The organism is Pseudomonas sp. G3-19 (assembly GCF_054855875.1).
Genome location: NZ_JBMPIQ010000003.1, coordinates 373280 through 392847, shown reverse-complemented (window position 1 = coordinate 392847; position 19568 = coordinate 373280). Strand labels below are relative to the sequence as shown.

At 60.4% G+C, this 19568-nt stretch carries 16 protein-coding genes; 4 read left to right on the top strand and 12 right to left on the bottom strand.

All coding sequences use genetic code 11. From position 1 onward, the window contains the following. Positions 1-263: 263 nt before the first annotated feature. Genes ACOYXI_RS01845 through ACOYXI_RS01820 form a run of 6 tightly spaced genes read right to left on the bottom strand, consistent with a single transcriptional unit; the run spans position 264 to position 6214 of the window. Complete coding sequence (locus ACOYXI_RS01845) at positions 264-2006, bottom strand: ABC transporter substrate-binding protein (RefSeq protein ID WP_461674206.1); 1743 nt, start codon at positions 2004-2006, stop codon at positions 264-266. Positions 2007-2053: 47 nt separating this feature from the next. After that, positions 2054-2326 carry a DUF2160 domain-containing protein gene (locus ACOYXI_RS01840; protein WP_027614647.1) on the bottom strand — a complete coding sequence of 91 codons (273 nt, stop codon included), beginning with the start codon at positions 2324-2326 and terminating at the stop codon, positions 2054-2056. A gap of 10 nt (positions 2327-2336) precedes the next feature. Continuing rightward, positions 2337-3137 carry a carbohydrate ABC transporter permease gene (locus ACOYXI_RS01835; protein ID WP_027614646.1) on the bottom strand — a complete coding sequence of 267 codons (801 nt, stop codon included), beginning with the start codon at positions 3135-3137 and terminating at the stop codon, positions 2337-2339. A 10-nt stretch (positions 3138-3147) separates the two neighbouring features. Continuing rightward, positions 3148-4014 carry a carbohydrate ABC transporter permease gene (locus ACOYXI_RS01830; RefSeq protein ID WP_007961995.1) on the bottom strand — a complete coding sequence of 289 codons (867 nt, stop codon included), beginning with the start codon at positions 4012-4014 and terminating at the stop codon, positions 3148-3150. Further along, complete coding sequence (locus ACOYXI_RS01825; RefSeq protein ID WP_098968137.1) at positions 4011-5120, bottom strand: ABC transporter ATP-binding protein; 1110 nt, start codon at positions 5118-5120, stop codon at positions 4011-4013. The genes ACOYXI_RS01830 and ACOYXI_RS01825 overlap by 4 nt, the downstream gene beginning before the upstream one ends. Then, positions 5120-6214 carry an ABC transporter ATP-binding protein gene (locus tag ACOYXI_RS01820; protein ID WP_123586784.1) on the bottom strand — a complete coding sequence of 365 codons (1095 nt, stop codon included), beginning with the start codon at positions 6212-6214 and terminating at the stop codon, positions 5120-5122. The genes ACOYXI_RS01825 and ACOYXI_RS01820 overlap by 1 nt, the downstream gene beginning before the upstream one ends. Positions 6215-6583: 369 nt before the next feature. On the opposite strand from ACOYXI_RS01820, the gene ACOYXI_RS01815 reads away from it, so the two are divergent. Next, entirely contained in the window at positions 6584-8431 is a 1848-nt protein-coding gene (locus ACOYXI_RS01815; protein WP_461674205.1) for a sigma-54-dependent Fis family transcriptional regulator, read from the top strand. Positions 8432-8684: 253 nt separating this feature from the next. Next, on the top strand, positions 8685-9557 hold the full coding sequence (uppP, locus tag ACOYXI_RS01810) for an undecaprenyl-diphosphatase UppP (protein WP_134785993.1): 873 nt from the start codon (positions 8685-8687) through the stop codon (positions 9555-9557). Between the two features lie 62 nt (positions 9558-9619). Here uppP and cysS read toward each other — a convergent pair whose 3' ends face one another. Together cysS and ACOYXI_RS01800 are read right to left on the bottom strand one after the other, a co-directional pair. Then, positions 9620-11002 (bottom strand): cysteine--tRNA ligase, encoded by a 1383-nt coding sequence (gene cysS / locus ACOYXI_RS01805; RefSeq protein ID WP_461674204.1) that lies wholly within the window; start codon positions 11000-11002, stop codon positions 9620-9622. Between the two features lie 22 nt (positions 11003-11024). Next, positions 11025-12725, bottom strand: coding sequence for a glutamine--tRNA ligase/YqeY domain fusion protein (locus ACOYXI_RS01800; protein ID WP_461674203.1), 1701 nt, complete (start codon positions 12723-12725; stop codon positions 11025-11027). 265 nt (positions 12726-12990) lie between these two features. Between ACOYXI_RS01800 and ACOYXI_RS01795 the strand changes: the two genes are divergently transcribed. After that, the gene (locus tag ACOYXI_RS01795; RefSeq protein WP_098968133.1) at positions 12991-13497 is read left to right on the top strand and encodes a peptidylprolyl isomerase; all 507 of its coding nucleotides are present in this window, start codon (positions 12991-12993) and stop codon (positions 13495-13497) included. After that, positions 13494-14240 carry a UDP-2,3-diacylglucosamine diphosphatase gene (lpxH, locus tag ACOYXI_RS01790; protein ID WP_210557648.1) on the top strand — a complete coding sequence of 249 codons (747 nt, stop codon included), beginning with the start codon at positions 13494-13496 and terminating at the stop codon, positions 14238-14240. Before ACOYXI_RS01795 ends, lpxH begins: the two co-directional genes overlap by 4 nt. A gap of 180 nt (positions 14241-14420) precedes the next feature. On the opposite strand, the gene ACOYXI_RS01785 is transcribed toward lpxH, so the two are convergent. The 4 genes from ACOYXI_RS01785 to ACOYXI_RS01770 form a co-directional block, all read right to left on the bottom strand. Continuing rightward, the gene (locus ACOYXI_RS01785; RefSeq protein ID WP_047597558.1) at positions 14421-15950 is read right to left on the bottom strand and encodes a DHA2 family efflux MFS transporter permease subunit; all 1530 of its coding nucleotides are present in this window, start codon (positions 15948-15950) and stop codon (positions 14421-14423) included. A 239-nt stretch (positions 15951-16189) separates the two neighbouring features. Beyond that, positions 16190-17392 (bottom strand): HlyD family secretion protein, encoded by a 1203-nt coding sequence (locus ACOYXI_RS01780; protein ID WP_461674202.1) that lies wholly within the window; start codon positions 17390-17392, stop codon positions 16190-16192. Between the two features lie 14 nt (positions 17393-17406). After that, positions 17407-18876 (bottom strand): efflux transporter outer membrane subunit, encoded by a 1470-nt coding sequence (locus ACOYXI_RS01775; protein ID WP_461674201.1) that lies wholly within the window; start codon positions 18874-18876, stop codon positions 17407-17409. Then, the gene (locus ACOYXI_RS01770) at positions 18866-19348 is read right to left on the bottom strand and encodes a MarR family winged helix-turn-helix transcriptional regulator (RefSeq protein ID WP_134785987.1); all 483 of its coding nucleotides are present in this window, start codon (positions 19346-19348) and stop codon (positions 18866-18868) included. The genes ACOYXI_RS01775 and ACOYXI_RS01770 overlap by 11 nt, the downstream gene beginning before the upstream one ends. Between the last annotated feature and the right edge of the window lie 220 nt (positions 19349-19568).

Below are 19568 nucleotides of genomic sequence, written 5' to 3'. Positions count from 1 at the left end.
CAGTAGTCATTCACAAAATGTGTGGACACCGCCAAAACCTGTGGGAGCGAGCTTGCTCGCGAAAGCGTCGGATCAGGCGATATCCATGTTGAATGTCAGAAAGCAATCGCTTGCAGGCAAGCTCCCACAGTGGTTTCGGGTGCACTCTGAATTTGTAAGCAACACAGAAACCTGTGGGAGCGTGGCTTGCCCGCGATAGCGGTAGATCAGGCAACAAAAAAAACGGCACCTTACGGTGCCGTTTGCCTTTCACACATCAACCATCACTTGCGCGCATCCGCCCACGATTTCAGCAGTTCGTTGTAGCTCACGGTCTCGCCCTTCGGCTTCTCGTTGGCCAGTTTCGGTTTTGGTGCGCCCGGTTGATCGAACCAGTATTGCGCGTCGCGTTCCGGGTTCATTTTCGGTGCGCAAGTGGCTTGCGCCTTGGAGCGTTCGAGGCGGGTCATGATTGCGTCCTGATCCTTGGCCAGGCCATCCAGCGCCTGTTGCGGAGTCTTCTCGCCGCTGGCCGCTTCGGCGATGTGGCTCCACCACAATTGCGCCAGACGCGGATAGTCCGGCACGTTGGTCCCGGTCGGGGTCCATTGCACGCGGGCCGGGCTGCGGTAGAACTCGACCAGGCCACCGAGTTTCGGCGCCAGATCGGTCATCGCCTGCGAGTTGATGTCCGACTCACGAATCGGCGTCAGGCCGACGATGGTTTTCTTCAGCGACACGGTTTTCGAGGTGACGAACTGCGCGTACAGCCACGCCGCCAGCTTCTGTTTCTCAGGCGTGGATTTCATGAACGTCCACGAACCCACGTCCTGATAGCCGAGCTTCATGCCCTCTTCCCAATACGGCCCACGCGGCGACGGCGCCATGCGCCATTTCGGCGTGCCGTCGGCGTTGACCACCGGCAGGCCCGGTTTGGTCATGTCGGCGGTGAACGCGGTGTACCAGAAAATCTGCTGGGCGATGTTGCCCTGCGACGGCACCGGGCCGGACTCGGAGAAAGTCATGCCCGCCGCTTCCGGTGGCGCGTACTTCTTCAGCCAGTCGACATACTTGGTGGTGGCGAACACCGCCGCCGGGCCGTTGGTGTCGCCGCCGCGGGTCACGCTGGAACCGACCGGGTGGCAATCCTCGACGCGAATCCCCCACTCGTCCACCGGCAAGCCGTTGGGCAGGCCCTTGTCGCCGCCACCGGCCATGGAGAACCAGGCATCGGTGAAACGCCAGCCCAGCGACGGGTCTTTCTTGCCGTAGTCCATGTGGCCGTAAACGCGCTTGCCGTCGATTTCCTTGACGTCTTCGCTGAAGAATTTTGCGATGTCTTCATAGGCCGACCAGTTCACCGGCACGCCCAATTCGTAGCCGTACTTTTCCTTGAACTTGGCTTTCAGATCCGCGCGTTCGAACCAGTCGGCGCGAAACCAGTACAGGTTGGCGAACTGCTGATCGGGCAGTTGATAGATCTTGCCGTCCGGCGCGGTGGTGAACGAGATGCCGATGAAGTCCTTGATGTCGAGGGTCGGCGAGGTGAAGTTCTTGCCTTCGTTGGCCATCAGGTCGGTGATCGATTCGGTCTTGCCGTAGCGAAAGTGCGTACCGATCAGGTCCGAGTCGTTGACCCAGCCGTCGTAGATGTTCTTGTCCGACTGCATCACCGTCTGCATTTTTTCCACCACATCGCCTTCTTGCAGCAGGTCGTGGGTGAGCTTGATCCCGGTGATTTCGGTGAACGCCTTGGCCAGCACCTTGGACTCGTATTCGTGGGTGGTCAGGGTCTCGGAAACCACTTTGATTTCCATGCCGCGAAACGGCTCGGCGGCCTTGATGAACCACTTCAATTCTTCGAGTTGCTGATCGGCCGTCAGGGTCGACGGCTTGAATTCACTGCCGATCCATTTTTTCGCAGCGTCTTCGTAGGCATCGGCCCAGGCAGATGCGCTCAAACCGCTGAGTGCCAGCACGGCTGCCAATGAAATGCTATGTCGCAGCTTATTGTTTTTGTCGAACATAGAGACCTCCAGTTTGAGTTACGGAGCACGATTGCCGAGCGACTCGACTAGCCCCAGCGCATCACAACCAACAGCCACACCAGAGACAGCGCGGACGCTACCCAGATGCTCCAGTCGGTGACGCCGATTACCAGCAGATGCAGGTAGGCGCTGCCGAGAAGACCGATGAACAAGCGATCGCCACGGGTGGTGGCAATCGGCAGAAAACCGCGTCGCAGGATGCTCGGCGAGCGCAATTCCCAGGTGGTCATGCCCACCAGCAACAGGCCGATGGCGATAAAGAACCCCGCCGTGGGGGTGGTCCAACTCATCCATTCCATCATGCGTTCCTCAGACCCGACCCAGGGCAAAGCCCTTGGCCACGTGGTTGCGAACAAACCAGATCACCAGCATGCCCGGCAGGATGGTCAACACCCCCGCCGCCGCCAGCACGCCCCAGTCGATGCCGGAAGCCGACACCGTGCGGGTCATCACCGCGGCAATCGGCTTGGCATTAACCGAAGTCAGCGTGCGCGCCAGCAGCAGTTCGACCCAGGAAAACATGAAGCAGAAAAACGCCGTGACGCCGATGCCGGAGCCGATCAGCGGGATGAAAATCTTCACGAAGAACTTGGGAAAGCTGTAGCCGTCGATGTACGCGGTTTCGTCGATTTCCTTGGGCACCCCGGACATGAAACCTTCAAGAATCCACACCGCCAGCGGCACGTTGAACAGGCAGTGCGCCAGCGCCACGGCGATGTGCGTGTCGAACAGCCCAATCGACGAATACAGCTGGAAGAACGGCAACAGAAACACCGCCGGTGGCGCCATGCGGTTGGTCAGCAGCCAGAAGAACAGGTGCTTGTCGCCGAGGAAGCGATAGCGCGAAAACGCATAGGCCGCCGGCAGCGCCACACTCAGCGAGATCACCGTGTTCAGGCTGACGTAATACAGCGAATTGAGATAACCGGTGTACCAGCTCGGATCGGTGAAAATCACCTTGTAGTTGTGCCAGGTGAAATCCTGGGGGAACAGGGTCAACCCGCCGAGAATTTCGGTGTTGCTCTTGAACGACATGTTCAGCAGCCAGTAGATCGGCACCAGCAGAAACAGGATGTACACCAGCAGCGGAATCAGCTTTCTCTTGCTCATGGCCGGGCCCTCAGCGGTTGGCGTCGGAATGGGTCATGGCGGTGTAGAACAGCCACGAGACCAGCAGGATGATCAGGAAGTACACCAGCGAAAACGCCGCCGCCGGCCCCAGATCGAATTGACCGACCGCCATCTGCGTCAACGTCTGACTCAAGAAGGTCGTGGCATTGCCCGGCCCGCCGCCGGTGAGCACGAACGGCTCGGTGTAGATCATGAAACTGTCCATGAAGCGCAGCATCACCGCGATCAGCAGCACGCTCTTCAGCTTCGGCAACTGAATATGGCGGAACACTGCCCACGCCGAGGCGCGGTCGATCCGCGCCGCCTGGTAATACACGTCGGGAATCGCCCGCAACCCGGAAAAACACAGCAGCGCCACCAGCGAAGTCCAGTGCCAGACGTCCATCACCAGCACCGTCACCCAGGCGTCCATGGTGTTGGCCGCGTAGTTGTAACTGATGCCCAGCGCATTCAGGCTCGACCCCAGCAGACCAATGTCGGCACGCCCGAAAATCTGCCAGATGGTGCCCACCACGTTCCATGGGATCAGCAGCGGAATCGCCAGGATGATCAGCACCACCGACGACCAGCGGCCCTTGGTCGGCATGGTCAGGGCGACGGCGATACCCAACGGAATTTCGATCAGCAGCACGCAGGCCGAGTAGATGAATTGGCGCAGCAGCGAGTCATGCAGACGCGGGTCGAGCAGCACCTGCTTGTACCAGTCGGCGCCGACAAAGTAGCGGCTGGACTGGTCGAAGATGTCCTGTACCGAGTAGTTGACCACGGTCATCATCGGGATCACCGCGCTGAACGCCACCAGCAGAAATACCGGCAACACCAGCCACCAGGCCTTGTTGTTCTGCACCTTGTTCATGGCTGCACCTCGTCGTCGGCTTCGAGCAGAAACTCATCGGCATAGACCATCAGCCACTGCGCCGGAAAACTGATATACGCCGTGCCCTGCGGCACCGGTTTGTCTTCGGCCAGACGCACCTTCAGCGGCGCGCCATCGAGGTCGAGGGTGAGGATCTTGTAGGTGCCGAGGTCTTCGACGTGAACCACCCGCGCCTGCATCGCCTCGTCAAACGGCTCGTCCCAGACGTGAATGAATTCGGGGCGGATGCCGACCTTCAGATTTTTCCACTGACCGTGTTCGATATGCCGTTGCAAGGCGTCGGACAACGGCAAGTGCGTCGAGGCGAAACCGACCCCGCCCGGCTGCGGCTGCACCTCGATCAGGTTCATCCCCGGGCTGCCGATGAAGTAGCCGACAAAGGTGTGAGTCGGCCGCTCGAACAATTCCCGGGGCGTGCCGAACTGCACGATCTGTCCGCCGTACATCACTGCGATCTTGTCGGCGAAGGTCGAGGCCTCCAGTTGATCGTGGGTGACGTAGACCATGGTGATGTTGAACTGCTCGTGGATCTGCTTGAGCTTGCGCCGCAGTTTCCACTTCAGGTGCGGGTCGATCACCGTTAGCGGCTCGTCGAAGAGAATCGCCGAGACGTCGTCACGCACCAGGCCACGGCCCATGGAGACTTTCTGTTTTTCGTCGGCAGTGAGGTTACGCGCCTTCTTGCTCAGCAAGTTTTGCAGGTCGAGGACTTCGGCAATTTCCTGCACCTTGCTGTGCACTTTCGCCTCGGCCATGCCCTGATTGCGCAGGGGGAAGGCCAGGTTGTCGAACACGGTCATGGTGTCGTAGACCACCGGGAACTGGAACACCTGAGCGATGTTGCGCTTCTCCGGGGTCAGGTCGTTGACCGCTTTGCCATCGAACAGCACATGCCCTTGCGAGGGGCTGAGCAGGCCGGAAATGATGTTGAGCAAGGTCGACTTGCCGCAACCCGAAGGGCCTAGCAAGGCATACGCGCCGCCCTGCTCCCAAATGTGATCCATCTCGCGGATCGCGTAATCGTCAGGCCCGCTCGGCTGCTTGCTGTAGCTGTGGGCGAGGTGCTGCAAACGGATTTCGGCCATCAGGCAACCCTCGCGACACGTTGACCCGGTGCCTGCACCAGACGGCCCTGCGCATCGAACACGAACAGTTTGTGGGTCGGGATGTAGATGCGGATCGGCGCATCGACGTCGTATTCGTGAACCCCCGGCAGGTGCAGCACCAGCAGGAAATGCTCGTTGCGCACGTGCAGGAAGGTTTCCGAGCCGCTGATCTCCGCCACTTCGACGGTGACTGCCAGTTCCAAATCGTCATCGTTGCTCGGCACCAGCGAGATATGGCTGGGGCGCACGCCAAAGCGGAACTCGCCCTCACCCACCGGGCGCAGGTCGACGTTCAACGGGAAGTGCACGAAGTTGGCGAAGCTGACTTCGTTGCCGGCGATGCGCCCGGGCATCAGGTTGATCGGCGGCTCGGAGAACAACTCCGCCGCCAGCACGGTTTGCGGCTGGTGGTAGACCGAGGTCGATGGGCCGCTCTGGATCACCCGGCCCTCGTGCAGAATCGTCGTGGTGCCGCCCAGCGCCAACGCTTCGTTGGGTTCAGTGGTGGCGTAGATCGCGATGGTGTGGCGCAGCTTGAACAGCTCGCGCATTTCCTGGCGCAGTTCTTCGCGCAGCTTGTAGTCGAGGTTGACCAGCGGCTCGTCGAACAGGATCAACTCGGCATCCTTGACCAACGCCCGGGCCATCGCCGTGCGCTGCTGTTGGCCGCCGGACAGCTCCAGCGGATAGCGCTGCAGGAACTTCTCGATGCGCAGCATCTTCGCGGTTTCCAGCACTTTGCTATGGATGATTTCTTTGGAAACACCGGCCTGACGCAGCGGCGAGGCGATGTTCTCGAACACGGTCATGGTCGGGTAATTGATGAACTGCTGATAAACCATCGACACGTTGCGCAGGCGCACCGGGCGCTGGGTGACGTCGACGCCGTTCATCAGGATCCGGCCGCTGTCGGGCTTGTCCAGGCCTGCCATCAGGCGCATCAGGCTGGTCTTGCCGGACAGCGTGCGGCCGAGCAGAACGTTGAAAGATCCGGGTTCGAATTTCAGGCAGGCATCGTCGATCCAGTTCTGGCCCTCGACGGTGCGGCTGACGTGCTCCAGGGTGAGTGACATGGCTCGGCCTTTTTATTATTGGAGTCAAGCGATCTGTGCAGCAGAGCGACATTCGTGCCAGAAATGGCAAGTGGTTGATTTGTCGTGAAAAGGGCTGAAAACGCGGGGATCAGGCGTTCATTGCTGAACACATTTGAACAGCTGGGCGATTGACAATGAACAATAGTGAACAACACTCTATGAACTCATTTCGGTGAACACCGGAGATCCTGTGGCAGCGAGCTTGCTCGCGAATGCGGTGTGTCAGTCGATGTAAATGTGTCTGATATACCGCTTTCGCGAGCAAGCCCGCTCCCACAGTTTTGATCTGTGTTGGTTTTGAAAGCAGTGCCATAACAACAATAAAATGCCCTTCAGAGGCCCACCACCATGGCCGCACCTGCCCCGCCGCTGTCCCACGACGCGATTGTCCAGACCTCCTGGCAACGTTGCCGCGCCTTCGGCCTTGACCACCAAAGCACCCCGGCCTTCGATCAATTGCCCGCCGCCGGCATCGCCCAGCTGCTCGACCGTCACCACGCGCTGGTGCAAACCACCCATCAGGAAGTGCTGCCGTACTACGAGAACATCCTCAGCAACTCCAATTGCCTGATCATGCTCGCCGACCATCAGGGTCAGGTGCTGACCTCGTGGGGCACTCAGCGCTTTATCGAGCCGAACCTGGCCCGAGGGTTTAGCGCCGGGGCGAGCTGGATGGAACGCTGCAGTGGCACCAATGCGATCGGCACCGCGCTGGCCTGCGAGCAAGCGGTGCACATCGAGCACGATGAACACTTTCTCAAAGCCAACCGTTTCATGACCGGTTCCGCCGCGCCGATTTTCGATGCCGAGCGCAAAGTTATCGCCGTACTCGACGTGTCCAGCGACAGCTATTTGCCGCCCTCGCACACGCTGGGCATGGTCAAGATGATGAGCCAGACCGTGGAGAACCGGCTGATCCTCAACCTGTTCCACGGCCAGCACTTTCAACTGACCTTCAACACCGGGTTGAACAACCTCGACAGTCAGTGGGCCGGTTTGTTGATTTTCGATGAGAGCGGGCAGGTGCTGTCGGCTAATCGCCGGGCGGACAATCTGCTCGGCGTGCGCCTGTCGCGGGTCAGTGTCGAGAGCCTGTTCAACGTGTCGCTGCTGGAGCTGTTGAATCAGCCCGACGGCTTGCCGTTCGCCCTGCAGACCTCCGGGCGCAACCGTTTTCAGTGTTTGTTGAAGCGACCGCAACAGGCAGCGGTTCAGCCTCGGGTATTTGCTGAACCGAAAAGCGCCGAAACGTCGCTCAAACCCGCGGGCGCCATCAGCCTCAGCACCCTGCACTTCGGTGACAGCCGGGTGGAAAAAGCCGTGCGTCAGGCCGAACGCCTGCTGGAAAAAGACATTCCGCTGCTGATCCACGGCGAAACCGGAGTCGGCAAGGAAGTCTTCGTCAAAGCCCTGCACCAGGCCAGTTCGAGAAGCAAACAGGCATTTATCGCCGTCAACTGCGCGGCGATCCCCGCCGAACTGGTGGAATCAGAACTGTTCGGCTATGAAAAAGGCGCGTTCACCGGCGCCAACCAGAAAGGCAGCATCGGCCTGATCCGCAAAGCCGACAAAGGCACCCTGTTCCTCGACGAAATCGGCGACATGCCGTTGCCGACTCAGGCGCGGTTGTTGCGGGTGTTGCAGGAGCGCTGCGTGCAACCGGTGGGCAGCAGCGAGTTGTTCGCGGTGGATCTGCGGATCATCTCGGCGACCAACCGCTCTTTGCGCGAACAAGTGCAATTGGGCCGATTTCGTGAGGACTTGTACTACCGAATTGGCGGTTTGACACTGGAACTGCCGCCGCTCAGAGAGCGCAGTGATAAAGAGGCGCTGTTCAAACGCCTGTGGGAGCAGCATCGCGAACCGACGCAATGGGCCGGGCTCAGCCGCGAAGTGCTGGAGCTGTTCGAGCGGCACCCGTGGCCGGGTAATCTGCGTCAGGTCAGCAGTGTGATGCAGGTAGCGCTGGCAATGGCCGAGGAACAGCCGGTGCGGCCGGAGCATTTGCCGGATGACTTTTTTGTCGATCTGGAGATGGAGCCGGTGGAGAGCGTGCAGCCGCTGGGGCTGGATCTGAATGATGTGGAAGCGTTGAACCGGGAGTTGAAAGCAGCCGGGGGGAATATTTCGCATCTGGCGCGGCGGTTGGGGGTTAGTCGCAATACCCTTTACAAGCGCTTGCGTCAGGCTGAGTGACAGGGTGGCTGAACCGGCCTCTTCGCGAGCAAGCCCGCTCCTACAGGGGATCCGTGTCGTACACAAAAATCAGACATGACAAAAATCCAATGTGGGATTGGGCTTGCTCGCGAAGGCGCCAGCCCAGTCACCCCACAACTATCAATCCGCCCTCATTGACCGAACCGACTAGACTGTGACGAAATGTTTCAGTTTTTCGCCATGCCATTGATTCAGACACCTCCCTCCTCCTGATTTTCACAGGATAAGTGCTTTGACCAACATCTGTTCCACCGGCCTCGATATCGGCTTCGCTTCGCTGGACTACCTGCAGATCGGCTTCCTCGGCATCATTCAAGGCATCACCGAGTTGCTGCCCGTTTCCTCCACCGCGCATATGCGCATCGTCCCGGCCCTGCTCGGCTGGCCGGATCCCGGCTCGGCGTTTTCCGCAGCGATGCAATTGGCGGCACTGGCGGCGGTGGTCAGTTATTTCTGGCGCGATGTCCGCCAAGTGGTCGGCGGCAGCGTCGATGCGGTGCGCCAACGGGATTTCAACAATCGCTGGTTCATCCTCGCGGTGGCCATCGTGCTGGCGACCATCCCCATCGGCATCGCCGGTATAGCTTTGTCATCGACACTCAACGCCTGCAACTCACCCTTGCGCGGCCTGATGGTGATCGGGATTTCCTGCGTGGTCATGGCGGTGCTGCTGGCGGCTGCCGAACTGACCTGCCGCCATCGGCGCAGCGTTGACGAAATGCGTCTGCGCGATGCGCTGATCGTCGGCATCGCACAGATTGGCGCGCTGATTCCTGGGGTGTCGCGCTCCGGCTCGACGCTGACGGCGGCGTTGTTTCTCAACTTCAAGCGTGAAGAAGCGGCGCGGTTCTCGTTCCTGCTCGGGCTGCCGGCCATCGCCCTCGCCGGTTTGAAAGAGTTGTGGGTGTTGTTCCATGCCGACCTTCCAGCTGCCGTTTGGGGGCACCTGATTTTCGGTCTGGTGATTGCCAGCATCTCGGCGTTCTTCGCGATCTGGGGCCTGATGCGTTTTCTGGAGAAGTTCTCCACCTGGCCATTCGTCATCTACCGTGCGGTGCTGGGGATTTTCCTGATCGTCGCGGTCAGCACCGGCGCCTTGAGCTAAGGCCCCGCCAGAAAAAACAAAACCCGCACTCGGCGGGTTTTGTTTTAACGCGGATCAGGCAATCAGTCAGCCAGACGCCAGGTCGTGCCACCCTTGCCGTCTTCCAGCACCACGCCCATGGCGGTGAGCTGGTCGCGGATGCGGTCGGATTCGGCCCAGTCCTTGCCGGCACGTGCCGCCAGACGCGCAGCGATCAGCGCCTCGACTTCAGCGGCATCGACACGCCCTTCGGCGCCGGCCTGCAGGAAGTCATCGGCTTCGAGCTGCAACACACCCAGCACGCTGGCCAGTTCTTTGAGGCGCGCCGCCAGACCGGCCGCCGCGTCGAGATCGCTCTCGCGCAGACGGTTGATCTCGCGAACCATCTCAAACAGCACCGCGCAGGCTTCCGGCGTGCCGAAGTCGTCGTTCATCACGGTGGTGAAACGTTCGACGAACGCTTCGCCGCCGGCCGGTGCCACGTTCGGCAGGCCTTTCAACGCGTGGTAGAAACGCTCGAGTGCGCCTTTGGCGTCCTTGAGGTTGTCTTCCGAGTAGTTGATCGCGCTGCGGTAGTGGCTCGACACCAGCAGGTAACGCACGACTTCCGGGTGGTACTTGTCGAGCACGTCGCGAATGGTGAAGAAGTTGTTCAAGGACTTGGACATCTTCTCGCCATTGATACGGATCATGCCGCAATGCATCCACGCGTTGGCGTAGGTCTTGCCGGTGGCCGCTTCGCTTTGGGCGATTTCGTTTTCATGGTGCGGGAACTCGAGGTCGCTGCCGCCGCCATGAATGTCGAAGGTCTCACCGAGGCAGCAGGTGGACATCACCGAGCACTCGATGTGCCAGCCCGGACGCCCGGCGCCCCACGGCGATTCCCAGCTCGGCTCGCCCGGTTTGGCGGCTTTCCACAGGACGAAGTCCAGCGGATCTTCTTTCGACTCGTCGACTTCGATGCGCGCACCGATGCGCAGGTCTTCGATCTTCTTGCGCGACAGCTTGCCGTAACCCATGAACTTGGCGACGCGGTAATACACGTCGCCATTGCCCGGAGCGTAAGCGAAGCCCTTGTCGATCAGGGTCTGGATCATCGCGTGCATGCCCGGAATGTGATCCGTGGCGCGCGGTTCCATGTCCGGCTTCTTGATGTTCAGGCGCGCTTCGTCTTCGTGCATCGCCGCGATCATGCGCTCGGTCAGCGCGTCGAACGACTCACCGTTCTCGCGGGCACGATTGATGATCTTGTCGTCGATGTCGGTGATGTTGCGCACGTAGGTCAGGCCGTAACCGCTGAACCGCAACCAGCGGGTCACCAGGTCGAACGCGACCATGCTGCGGCCGTGGCCGAGGTGGCAGTAGTCGTACACGGTCATGCCGCAGACGTACATGCGCACCTTGTTGCCATCCAGCGGCTTGAAGACTTCTTTGCTCTTGGTGAGCGTGTTGTAGATCGTCAGCACTTTATATTTCCTTGACGCTAAATCACTGGCCCCACGAATCACGCAGGGTCACGGTACGGTTGAATACCGGCTGACCTGGTTTCGAGTCCTTGATGTCGGCGACGAAGTAGCCTTCGCGCTCGAACTGGAAACGGTCTTCCGGCTGTGCGTTGCCAAGCGATGGCTCAGCACGACAACCGGTCAGCACTTGCAGTGAGTCAGGGTTGATGTTGTCGAGGAAACTCGCGCTGTCTTCGGCCTTCTCCGGGTTCGGAGAACGGAACAGGCGATCGTACAGACGCACTTCGCACTCGATGCTGGCAGCGGCCGGCACCCAGTGGATCACGCCTTTGACCTTGCGGCCTTCAGGGTTCTTGCCGAGGGTGTCCGGGTCGTACGAGCAACGCAGTTCGACGATGTTGCCGTCGGCGTCCTTGATCGCTTCCTCGGCACGGATCACGTAGCTGCCGCGTAGACGTACTTCGCCGTTAGGCTCCAGGCGCTTGTAGCCCTTTGGCGGTTCTTCCATGAAGTCATCGCGGTCGATGTAGATCTCACGGGCGAACGGCAGCTGGCGCACGCCGAGTTCTTCTTTCTGCGGATGACGCGGCAGTTCGAGGTTTTCGACCTGACCTTCCGGGTAGTTGGTGATCACGACTTTCAACGGACGCAGCACGCACATGGCACGCGGGGCGTTCGCGTCCAGGTCCTGGCGGATGCTGAACTCGAGCATGCCGAAGTCGACCACGCCATCGGAACGGTTGGTGCCGATCATGTCGCAGAAGTTACGGATCGACGCCGGCGTGTAGCCACGGCGACGGAAGCCCGACAGCGTCGACATGCGCGGGTCATCCCAGCCATTGACGTGCTTTTCATCGACCAGTTGCTTGAGCTTGCGCTTGCTAGTGATGGTGTAGTTCAGGTTCAGGCGGCTGAACTCGTACTGGCGCGGGTTGGCCGGCACCGGCAGGTTTTCCAGGAACCACTCGTACAGCGGACGATGGCTTTCGAATTCCAGGGTGCAGATCGAGTGGGTGATGCCTTCGATGGCGTCCGACTGACCGTGGGTGAAGTCATAGTTCGGGTAGATGCACCACTTGTCACCGGTCTGATGGTGATGGGCGTGGCGGATGCGGTACATGATCGGATCGCGCAGGTTCATGTTCGGCGAGGCCATGTCGATCTTCGCGCGCAGCACGCGGGCACCGTCCGGGAACTCACCGGCGCGCATGCGCGCAAACCAGTCGAGGTTCTCTTCCACCGAACGGTCGCGGAACGGGCTGTTCTTGCCTGGCTCAGTCAGGCTGCCACGGTATTCCTTGGCCTGCTCCGGGGTCAGGTCGTCGACGTAGGCCTTGCCGGCCTTGATCAGCTCGATGGCCCAATCGTGCAACTGGTCGAAATACTGCGAGGCGTAGCGCACTTCGCCGGACCACTCGAAGCCCAGCCATTTGACGTCGGATTCGATCGCGTCGATGTATTCCTGGTCTTCCTTGGCCGGGTTAGTGTCGTCGAAACGCAGGTGCGTGACGCCGCCGAACTCCTGGGCCAGGCCGAAGTTCACGCAGATCGACTTGGCGTGGCCGATGTGCAGGTAGCCGTTGGGCTCAGGCGGAAAACGGGTGACGATCTGGGTGTGCTTGCCCGAGTCCAGGTCTGCCTGGATGATCGGCCGCAGGAAATTGACCGGCACGGCAGGGCCGGACTTGGCATTCGAGGTAGGGTCGACAGTGGGCTTGCTCATAGGATCCTTGACTTACATGTGCGCGGCCGCAAAGGGGGCCAGACAAAACAAAGCCGCTATCATAGCCGATGCTGTCAAGGGCCTGACAGAGCGCGGCCTATAAAGGAGCGCATTTAATCGCCGGGATATGAAAAACAGCCTCGAAATTCGCGCCTGTCACGCTAAACTGCGCACCTTGGCCGATGGGCTGAACCGGTATAGGGCGCAAATGTCCCAATACCCACGAATTCCTTATAAAACGCTTCATTGAAAAAGAGCACCGATCATGACTCAAGTCAAACTGACCACCAACTACGGCGACATCGTCATCGAACTGGACGCTGAAAAAGCGCCGATCACCGTTGCCAACTTCCTTGAATACGTTAAGGCCGGTCACTACGAAAACGTAGTCTTTCACCGTGTGATCAAGGGTTTCATGATCCAGGGCGGCGGTTTCCAGCCTGGCATGCAGGAAAAGAAAGACAAGCGCGCCAGCATCCAGAACGAAGCCGACAACGGCCTGAAGAACGAGAAGTACACCCTGGCCATGGCCCGCACCATGGACCCGCACTCGGCCTCGGCGCAGTTCTTCATCAACGCCACCAACAACAGCTTCCTCAACCACACCGCCAAGACCGCTCAGGGCTGGGGTTACGCCGTGTTCGGTAAAGTCGTTGCCGGCACCGATGTCGTCGACAAGATCGAAGCCGTTGCCACCACTTCCAAGGCCGGTCACCAGGACGTGCCGAAAGACGACGTGATCATCGAGAAAGCCGAGATCATCGAAGCGTGATATTGCTGATTTCAGACTTGCATCTGGAAGAGGAGCGCCCGGACATTACCCGGGCGTTTCTGGATTTGCTCGCCGGACGCGCCCGCTCGGCGAGTGCGTTGTATATCCTTGGCGACTTTTTCGAGGCATGGATTGGCGACGACGCCATGACGCCCTTCCAGCGTTCCATCTGCCAGGCCCTGCGCCAGTTGAGCGACAGCGGCACGGCGATCTTTCTGATGCACGGCAATCGCGACTTCCTGCTCGGCAAGGCCTTCTGCAAAGCAGCCGGCTGCACGCTGTTGAAGGACCCGAGTGTCGTGCAGTTTTATGGCGAGCCGGTGCTGCTGATGCACGGCGACAGCCTGTGCACCCGCGATGTCGGCTACATGAAGCTGCGGCGCTACCTGCGCAACCCGATCACCTTGTTCATCCTGCGCCACCTGCCGCTGAGCACCCGCCACAAACTGGCGCGCAAGCTGCGCAGCGAAAGCCGCGCGCAGACGCGGATGAAGGCCAATGACATTGTTGATGTCACACCTGAGGAAATTCCGCGGATCATGCAGCAATACGCGGTGAAAACCCTGATTCACGGGCATACCCATCGTCCGGCGATCCACAAGCTGCAACTCGGCGAGCAGGCAGCTAAGCGGATTGTGCTGGGGGACTGGGATCGTCAGGGCTGGGCGTTGCAGGTGGATGAGAACGGGTATGCCCTGGCACCGTTCGACTTTGCTCCGCCGCCGGCCCTGCCGCACGGCTGAAGATCGCCCCCCCTCACCCCAGCCCTCTCCCCCAGGGGGGCGAGGGGGAAAGGGAGCCGATCTTCATGCTATTCAAAACCTGAGTTCAACTCGGTGGCTCAGGTCGGCGGACCTCGAAAGAAACCCTCAGTCAGTCCCCTCCTCCCTCCGGGAGAGGGTTAGGGTGAGGGGCTTTTGACCTTAGTGTCCTGAAGCAGCAGGCCCGGCCTTCGCCGCAAACGGCGGCTTCGCCAGCCACACAATCAGAATCAGCCCCATGAAGCCCCAGCCCAACAACGTGAAGTAATCCACGGTGGAGAGCATGTACGCCTGACTGGTGAGGATCTGATCCATCTGCGCGTACGCCGATTGGCTCGCGCCGCCTAAATGGTTCAAGGTCTCGCGGGTCGCCGGTTCGAAGGTACTGATGCTTTCGCTCATGTACGCATGATGCTGATCGGCGCGGCGGATCCAGATCCACGTGGTCAACGATGCCGCAAAGCTGCCGCCCAAGGTGCGCAGGAAGGTTGCCAGGCCTGCGCCGTCGGCGATCTGGCTTGGCGGCAGGTCGGACATCAGGATGCTCAGGGTCGGCATGAAGAACAGCGCCACGCCGATACCCATGAACAGCTGCACCAGAGCGATGTGCTGGAAGTCCACCTCGTTGGTGAACTCGGCGCGCATGAAGCAGCTCAGGCCAATCGCGAGGAACGCCAGACCGGCCAGCAGGCGCAGGTCGAACTTGTTCGCGTACTTGCCGACAAATGGCGACAACAGCACCGGCAGAATCCCGATCGGCGCCACCGCCAGACCGGCCCAGGTCGCGGTGTAACCCATCTGGGTTTGCAGCCACTGCGGCAGGATCAGGTTGATGCCGAAGAAACCGGCGTATCCAAGGACCAGCACCAGCGTGCCGATGCGGAAGTTGCGGTAGGCGAACAACCGCAGGTTCACCACCGGATGCTGGTCGGTCATTTCCCAGATGACGAACACTGCCAAGGCGATCACCGAAATCGCCGCGCCGATGATGATGAAGTTCGACTCGAACCAGTCCAGGTCATTGCCCTTGTCGAGGATCACCTGCAACGCGCCGACGCCGATGATCAACGTGATCAGCCCGACGTAGTCCATCGGTTGGCGACTGGTTTCCACCGGGCGCTTGGCCAGTTGCGAGCGCACCACCATCACCGCAAAGATGCCGATCGGTACGTTGATGAAGAAGATCCACGGCCAGCTGTAGCTATCGGTGATCCAGCCACCAAGAATCGGACCTGCAATCGGTGCGACCACTGTGACCATCGCCAGCAACGCCAGGGCCATGCCGCGCCTCGCGGGGGGATACACGGCAATCAACAGGGTTTGCGTCATCGGGTACAGCGGCCCGGCCACCAGGCCTTGCAGCACGCGGAAGCCTATCAATTCCGGCATTGAGGTGGAGATACCGCAGAGGAACGAGGCCAGCACGAACAGAATGGTGGCCCAGAGAAACAGCTTCACCTCACCGAAACGGCGGCTGAGCCAACCGGTCAGCGGCAGCGCAATCGCGTTGCTCACGGCGAACGAGGTGATCACCCAGGTGCCCTGCTCCGAACTCACCCCAAGGTTGCCGGAAATCGTCGGCAGAGCCACGTTGGCGATGGTGGTGTCGAGCACTTGCATGAACGTCGCCAGCGACAGGCCGATGGTGCTGAGCAACAGGCTGGGCGGCGTGAAAGAGGCGTTATTGCTCATTGTGAATCCTATGAAACCGGGTTGACGCTGCGTCTGTTAAAGAAGCAGTTGCCCATAAGGAACAGGCCCTTGTGATGAGGAAGTTCATCTGTGGTGAGGGGGTTTATCCCCGATGGGTCGCGAAGCGGCCCCTCCTTTGATTCAGAAAAGCTGGGTCTGCTGCGCAGTCCATCGGGGATAAATCCCCTCGCCACAGTAAATCTCATCACCTTGAGAACCTGTTCCCACAGGGGGAAGATTCAGCGTTGCGCGGTCTTGCTCACCGCAGCGCTGTTGTCGTGAATCAGTTGCGCAATCATCGCGTCGGCTTCGGCCAGTTGGCGGTCGTAGACGTTGGTGCTGAACGAGGCCTTTTGCGGTGGTTGCTGGGCCAGTACCGGGCCGCTCTGGTCGTGCAGGTTCACTTCTACGTTGGTCGACAGGCCGACCCGCAGCGGGTGCTTGGCCAGTTCTTCGGCGTTGATGTGAATCCGCACCGGCACGCGCTGCACGATCTTGATCCAGTTACCGGTGGCGTTCTGCGCCGGCAACAGGGCGAACGCGCTGCCGGTACCGGCGCCGAGGCTGTCGACGGTGCCGCTGTATTTCACGCTGCTGCCGTAGATGTCGGACTCGATGTCCACCGGTTGGCCGATGCGCATGTCACGCAATTGGGTTTCCTTGAAGTTGGCATCGATCCACAGTTGATCCAGCGGAATCACCGCCATCAGCGCGGTGCCCGGCTGTACGCGCTGACCGAGTTGCACGGTGCGCTTGGCGACGTAACCGGTGACTGGCGCGATCAGGGTGCTACGGGCGTTGGTCAGGTACGCCTGACGCAGATCCGCTGCGGCGGACATCACGTCCGGGTGCGACGAAACCACGGTGTCATCGACCAGCGCGCTGGTAGTTTTCAGTTGCTGCTTGGCGTTGGCCAGGGCGTTTTGCGCCGAGGTCAGGTCGTCGCGGGCGTGGGACAGCTCTTCCTGGGAAATCGCCCCGCCAGCAGCGAGGTTTTTCCGGCGGTTGTAGTTGTCCTGCGCTTTCTGTACTTCTGCCTGTTGCGCGTTGACCTGGGCTTTCATGCCATCGACGTTGCTGTACAGGCCGCGCACCTGACGCACGGTACGCGCCAGTTTCGCCTGGGCACTTTGCAGGCCGACTTCAGCGTCGTTCGGGTCAAAGTTGATCAGCACCTGACCTTCGTGAACCAGATCACCATCGTCAGCGCCAATGCTGACCACGGTGCCGGTGACCAGCGGGGTGATCTCCACGACGTTGCCGTTGACGTAGGCGTCGTCGGTGCTCTCGTTGAAGCGCCCGATGAATTCGTGATACGCCCACACGCCAGCACAGGCGAGGAGCACGATAACGGCCAAGACCAACAGCATGACTTTGCGCTTGCGCGGATTGCCGGTGTCGGGGGTGTTGGCTTGAGCTTGAGTGTTTTCGGCAGTGGCCATGACAAATACCTGAATTAGTTGTGCGACGTGGCTGGGGTGGCGTTGGCTGCGGTCAGGGTTTCACCCTGAAAGCCGCCGCCCAGCGCTTGCATCAGTTGAATCGACAGGTCGATCTGCTCGGCATTGAGGTTGGCCAGCTGACGCTGGGCCTGCAGCAATTGCTGCTCGATGCTGAGCACGTCCAGGTAGTTGCCGATGCCGGAACCGTAACGCTGGACGACGGTGTTGTAAGAATCCTGAGCAATCTCGGTGGCGTGCTGCTGCGCGCCGATCTGCCGGCCGATGTCACGCAACTGGTTGATCGTGTCGCTGACATCACCGAGGGCTTTCACCAGGCTTTTGTTGTACTGCGCCACCGCCAGATCGTAATCGGCGTCGCGCGCATCGAGGTTGGCGCGCAGGCGTCCACCGTCGAAGATCGGCACCGAAATGGTCGGGGCGATGCTGAAGAAGCGACTGGCCGACCCGAACATCGCGTCACCCAACAAAGATTCGGCACCGGCCGAAGCCGTGAGGTTCAAGTTGGGATAGAAGCGGGTTTTCGCCGAGTCGATGTCTTTGCTCGCCGCCTCTACGCGCCAGCGCGCAGCGACCAGATCCGGACGCCGACCGAGCAGTTCCGCCGGCAACACCGACGGCACCGCCACGGCGCTGGCTTGCAGAACTTTCGGTCGAGCAATTTCGTTGCCGCGATCCGGGCCTTTGCCGAGCAGTACGGCCAGGGCGATTTTCGCGCTGTTCAGACGTTTTTCAGCGTCGATCAGGCTGGCTTCGGAACTGGCCTCAAGGCTTTGGGTTTGCTGGAACTGGTACTGGCTGTCGATCCCGGCACTCAAGCGGCGCTGGCTCAGATCAAGCATCTGTTTGGTGCGTTTCAGATCGTCGTTGGCCAGGTCGTAGACGATGTGCGCCTGACCCAAATCGCTGTAGGCCCGGGCCACGTCGGCGGCGAGGGTCAATTGCGCGGCCTGACGGTCGACTTCGGCAGCGCGAGCCTGACCGAGTGCAGCTTCCCAGGCATCACGCTGGCCGCCCCACAGGTCGAAGTTGTAATTGAAACCGGCGCTGACGTTACGCACGGTGGCGTAGGCATCGCCCTGCCCTCGCGGGTCCTGATCCTTGGCCAAGCGCGAACGGCTGATGCCGGCGCTGGCGTCGAGGGTCGGATAGCGTTCGGCATCGGCGGCATACGCGGCGGCGCTGGCCTGATGCGCGCGGGCTTCGGCGATCTGCATGTCCGGGCTGTCGTGCAGCGCTTCGCGGATCAGCCCGTCGAGTTGCGAATCGCCAAGGCTGGTCCACCAGTCGCTCTTCGGCCAGGCGGCCGGCGACAGGGTCACGCCGTTGAGGGACTGGCTGGCGTTGAGGCTTTTCGCATCCAGGCTTTTGCCCTGTGTGTCGAGGCCGCTGTAATTGGCGCAGCCGGCGAGGATCATCGCCGACAGCACCAGGGTCAGGCTGGTGCGCAAGGTTTTACCGCTCATTGTGTTCACCTAACCGCTGGATAGTGATCGGGTCACCGGCTGCCAGCAGGATTTTCTTGAGGATGTATTCCAGGGTTTTCAACTCGTCCGTAGTGACGGCACCGGCCAGTTCATTCATCGCATCGGCGCCGATGTGCGGCAGGCGATCGGCCAGTTGCTGGCCCTGCTCGGTGAGCTTGAGCTGCACCTGACGGCGATCGCCTTCGCTGCGTTGGCGAACCAGGAAGCCTTTCTGCTCCAGACGATCGAGCATGCGTGTCATCGAACCGCTGTCCAGCGACAGATGCCGGCACAGCTCGGCCGGGGTGTCGACGCCGAACTGGGCCATGATGATCAACACCTTGAACTGCGCGGCGGTGATGCCGTGGGGTTCCATGTGGGTGTCGATGATCCGGTCCTTGAGCAGCGCGGCACGGCCGAGCAACAGGCCGAGATGGCAATGTTTGAATTCGTCCGGGGTGAAATGCTTCATGTGCTCACCTAATAACTGCCTAGGCAGTGAATGTATGTCGAGATGTTACTGCCTAGGCAGCGAATGTCAACGTAATAGTTAGGTTGCTTTGTAATTAGTTGACCAGTGGAGTGGGTTTTTGTGTTGCCCGCACTGACGCTTTCGCGAGCAAGCTCGCTCCCACAGGGATCTCATGCATACATGGATCAATGTGGGAGCGAGCTTGCTCGCGAAGGCAGCG

Excerpts from the sequence above, each read along its gene's own strand:
- ACOYXI_RS01845 (WP_461674206.1), bottom strand. The coding sequence starts at position 2,006 with ATGTTCGACAAAAACAATAAGCTGCGACATAGCATTTCATTGGCAGCC.
- ACOYXI_RS01840 (WP_027614647.1), bottom strand. The coding sequence starts at position 2,326 with ATGGAATGGATGAGTTGGACCACCCCCACGGCGGGGTTCTTTATCGCC.
- ACOYXI_RS01835 (WP_027614646.1), bottom strand. The coding sequence starts at position 3,137 with ATGAGCAAGAGAAAGCTGATTCCGCTGCTGGTGTACATCCTGTTTCTG.
- ACOYXI_RS01830 (WP_007961995.1), bottom strand. The coding sequence starts at position 4,014 with ATGAACAAGGTGCAGAACAACAAGGCCTGGTGGCTGGTGTTGCCGGTA.
- ACOYXI_RS01825 (WP_098968137.1), bottom strand. The coding sequence starts at position 5,120 with ATGGCCGAAATCCGTTTGCAGCACCTCGCCCACAGCTACAGCAAGCAG.
- ACOYXI_RS01820 (WP_123586784.1), bottom strand. The coding sequence starts at position 6,214 with ATGTCACTCACCCTGGAGCACGTCAGCCGCACCGTCGAGGGCCAGAAC.
- ACOYXI_RS01815 (WP_461674205.1), top strand. The coding sequence starts at position 6,584 with ATGGCCGCACCTGCCCCGCCGCTGTCCCACGACGCGATTGTCCAGACC.
- ACOYXI_RS01800 (WP_461674203.1), bottom strand. The coding sequence starts at position 12,725 with ATGAGCAAGCCCACTGTCGACCCTACCTCGAATGCCAAGTCCGGCCCT.
- ACOYXI_RS01795 (WP_098968133.1), top strand. The coding sequence starts at position 12,991 with ATGACTCAAGTCAAACTGACCACCAACTACGGCGACATCGTCATCGAA.
- ACOYXI_RS01785 (WP_047597558.1), bottom strand. The coding sequence starts at position 15,950 with ATGAGCAATAACGCCTCTTTCACGCCGCCCAGCCTGTTGCTCAGCACC.
- ACOYXI_RS01780 (WP_461674202.1), bottom strand. The coding sequence starts at position 17,392 with ATGGCCACTGCCGAAAACACTCAAGCTCAAGCCAACACCCCCGACACC.
- ACOYXI_RS01775 (WP_461674201.1), bottom strand. The coding sequence starts at position 18,876 with ATGAGCGGTAAAACCTTGCGCACCAGCCTGACCCTGGTGCTGTCGGCG.
- ACOYXI_RS01770 (WP_134785987.1), bottom strand. The coding sequence starts at position 19,348 with ATGAAGCATTTCACCCCGGACGAATTCAAACATTGCCATCTCGGCCTG.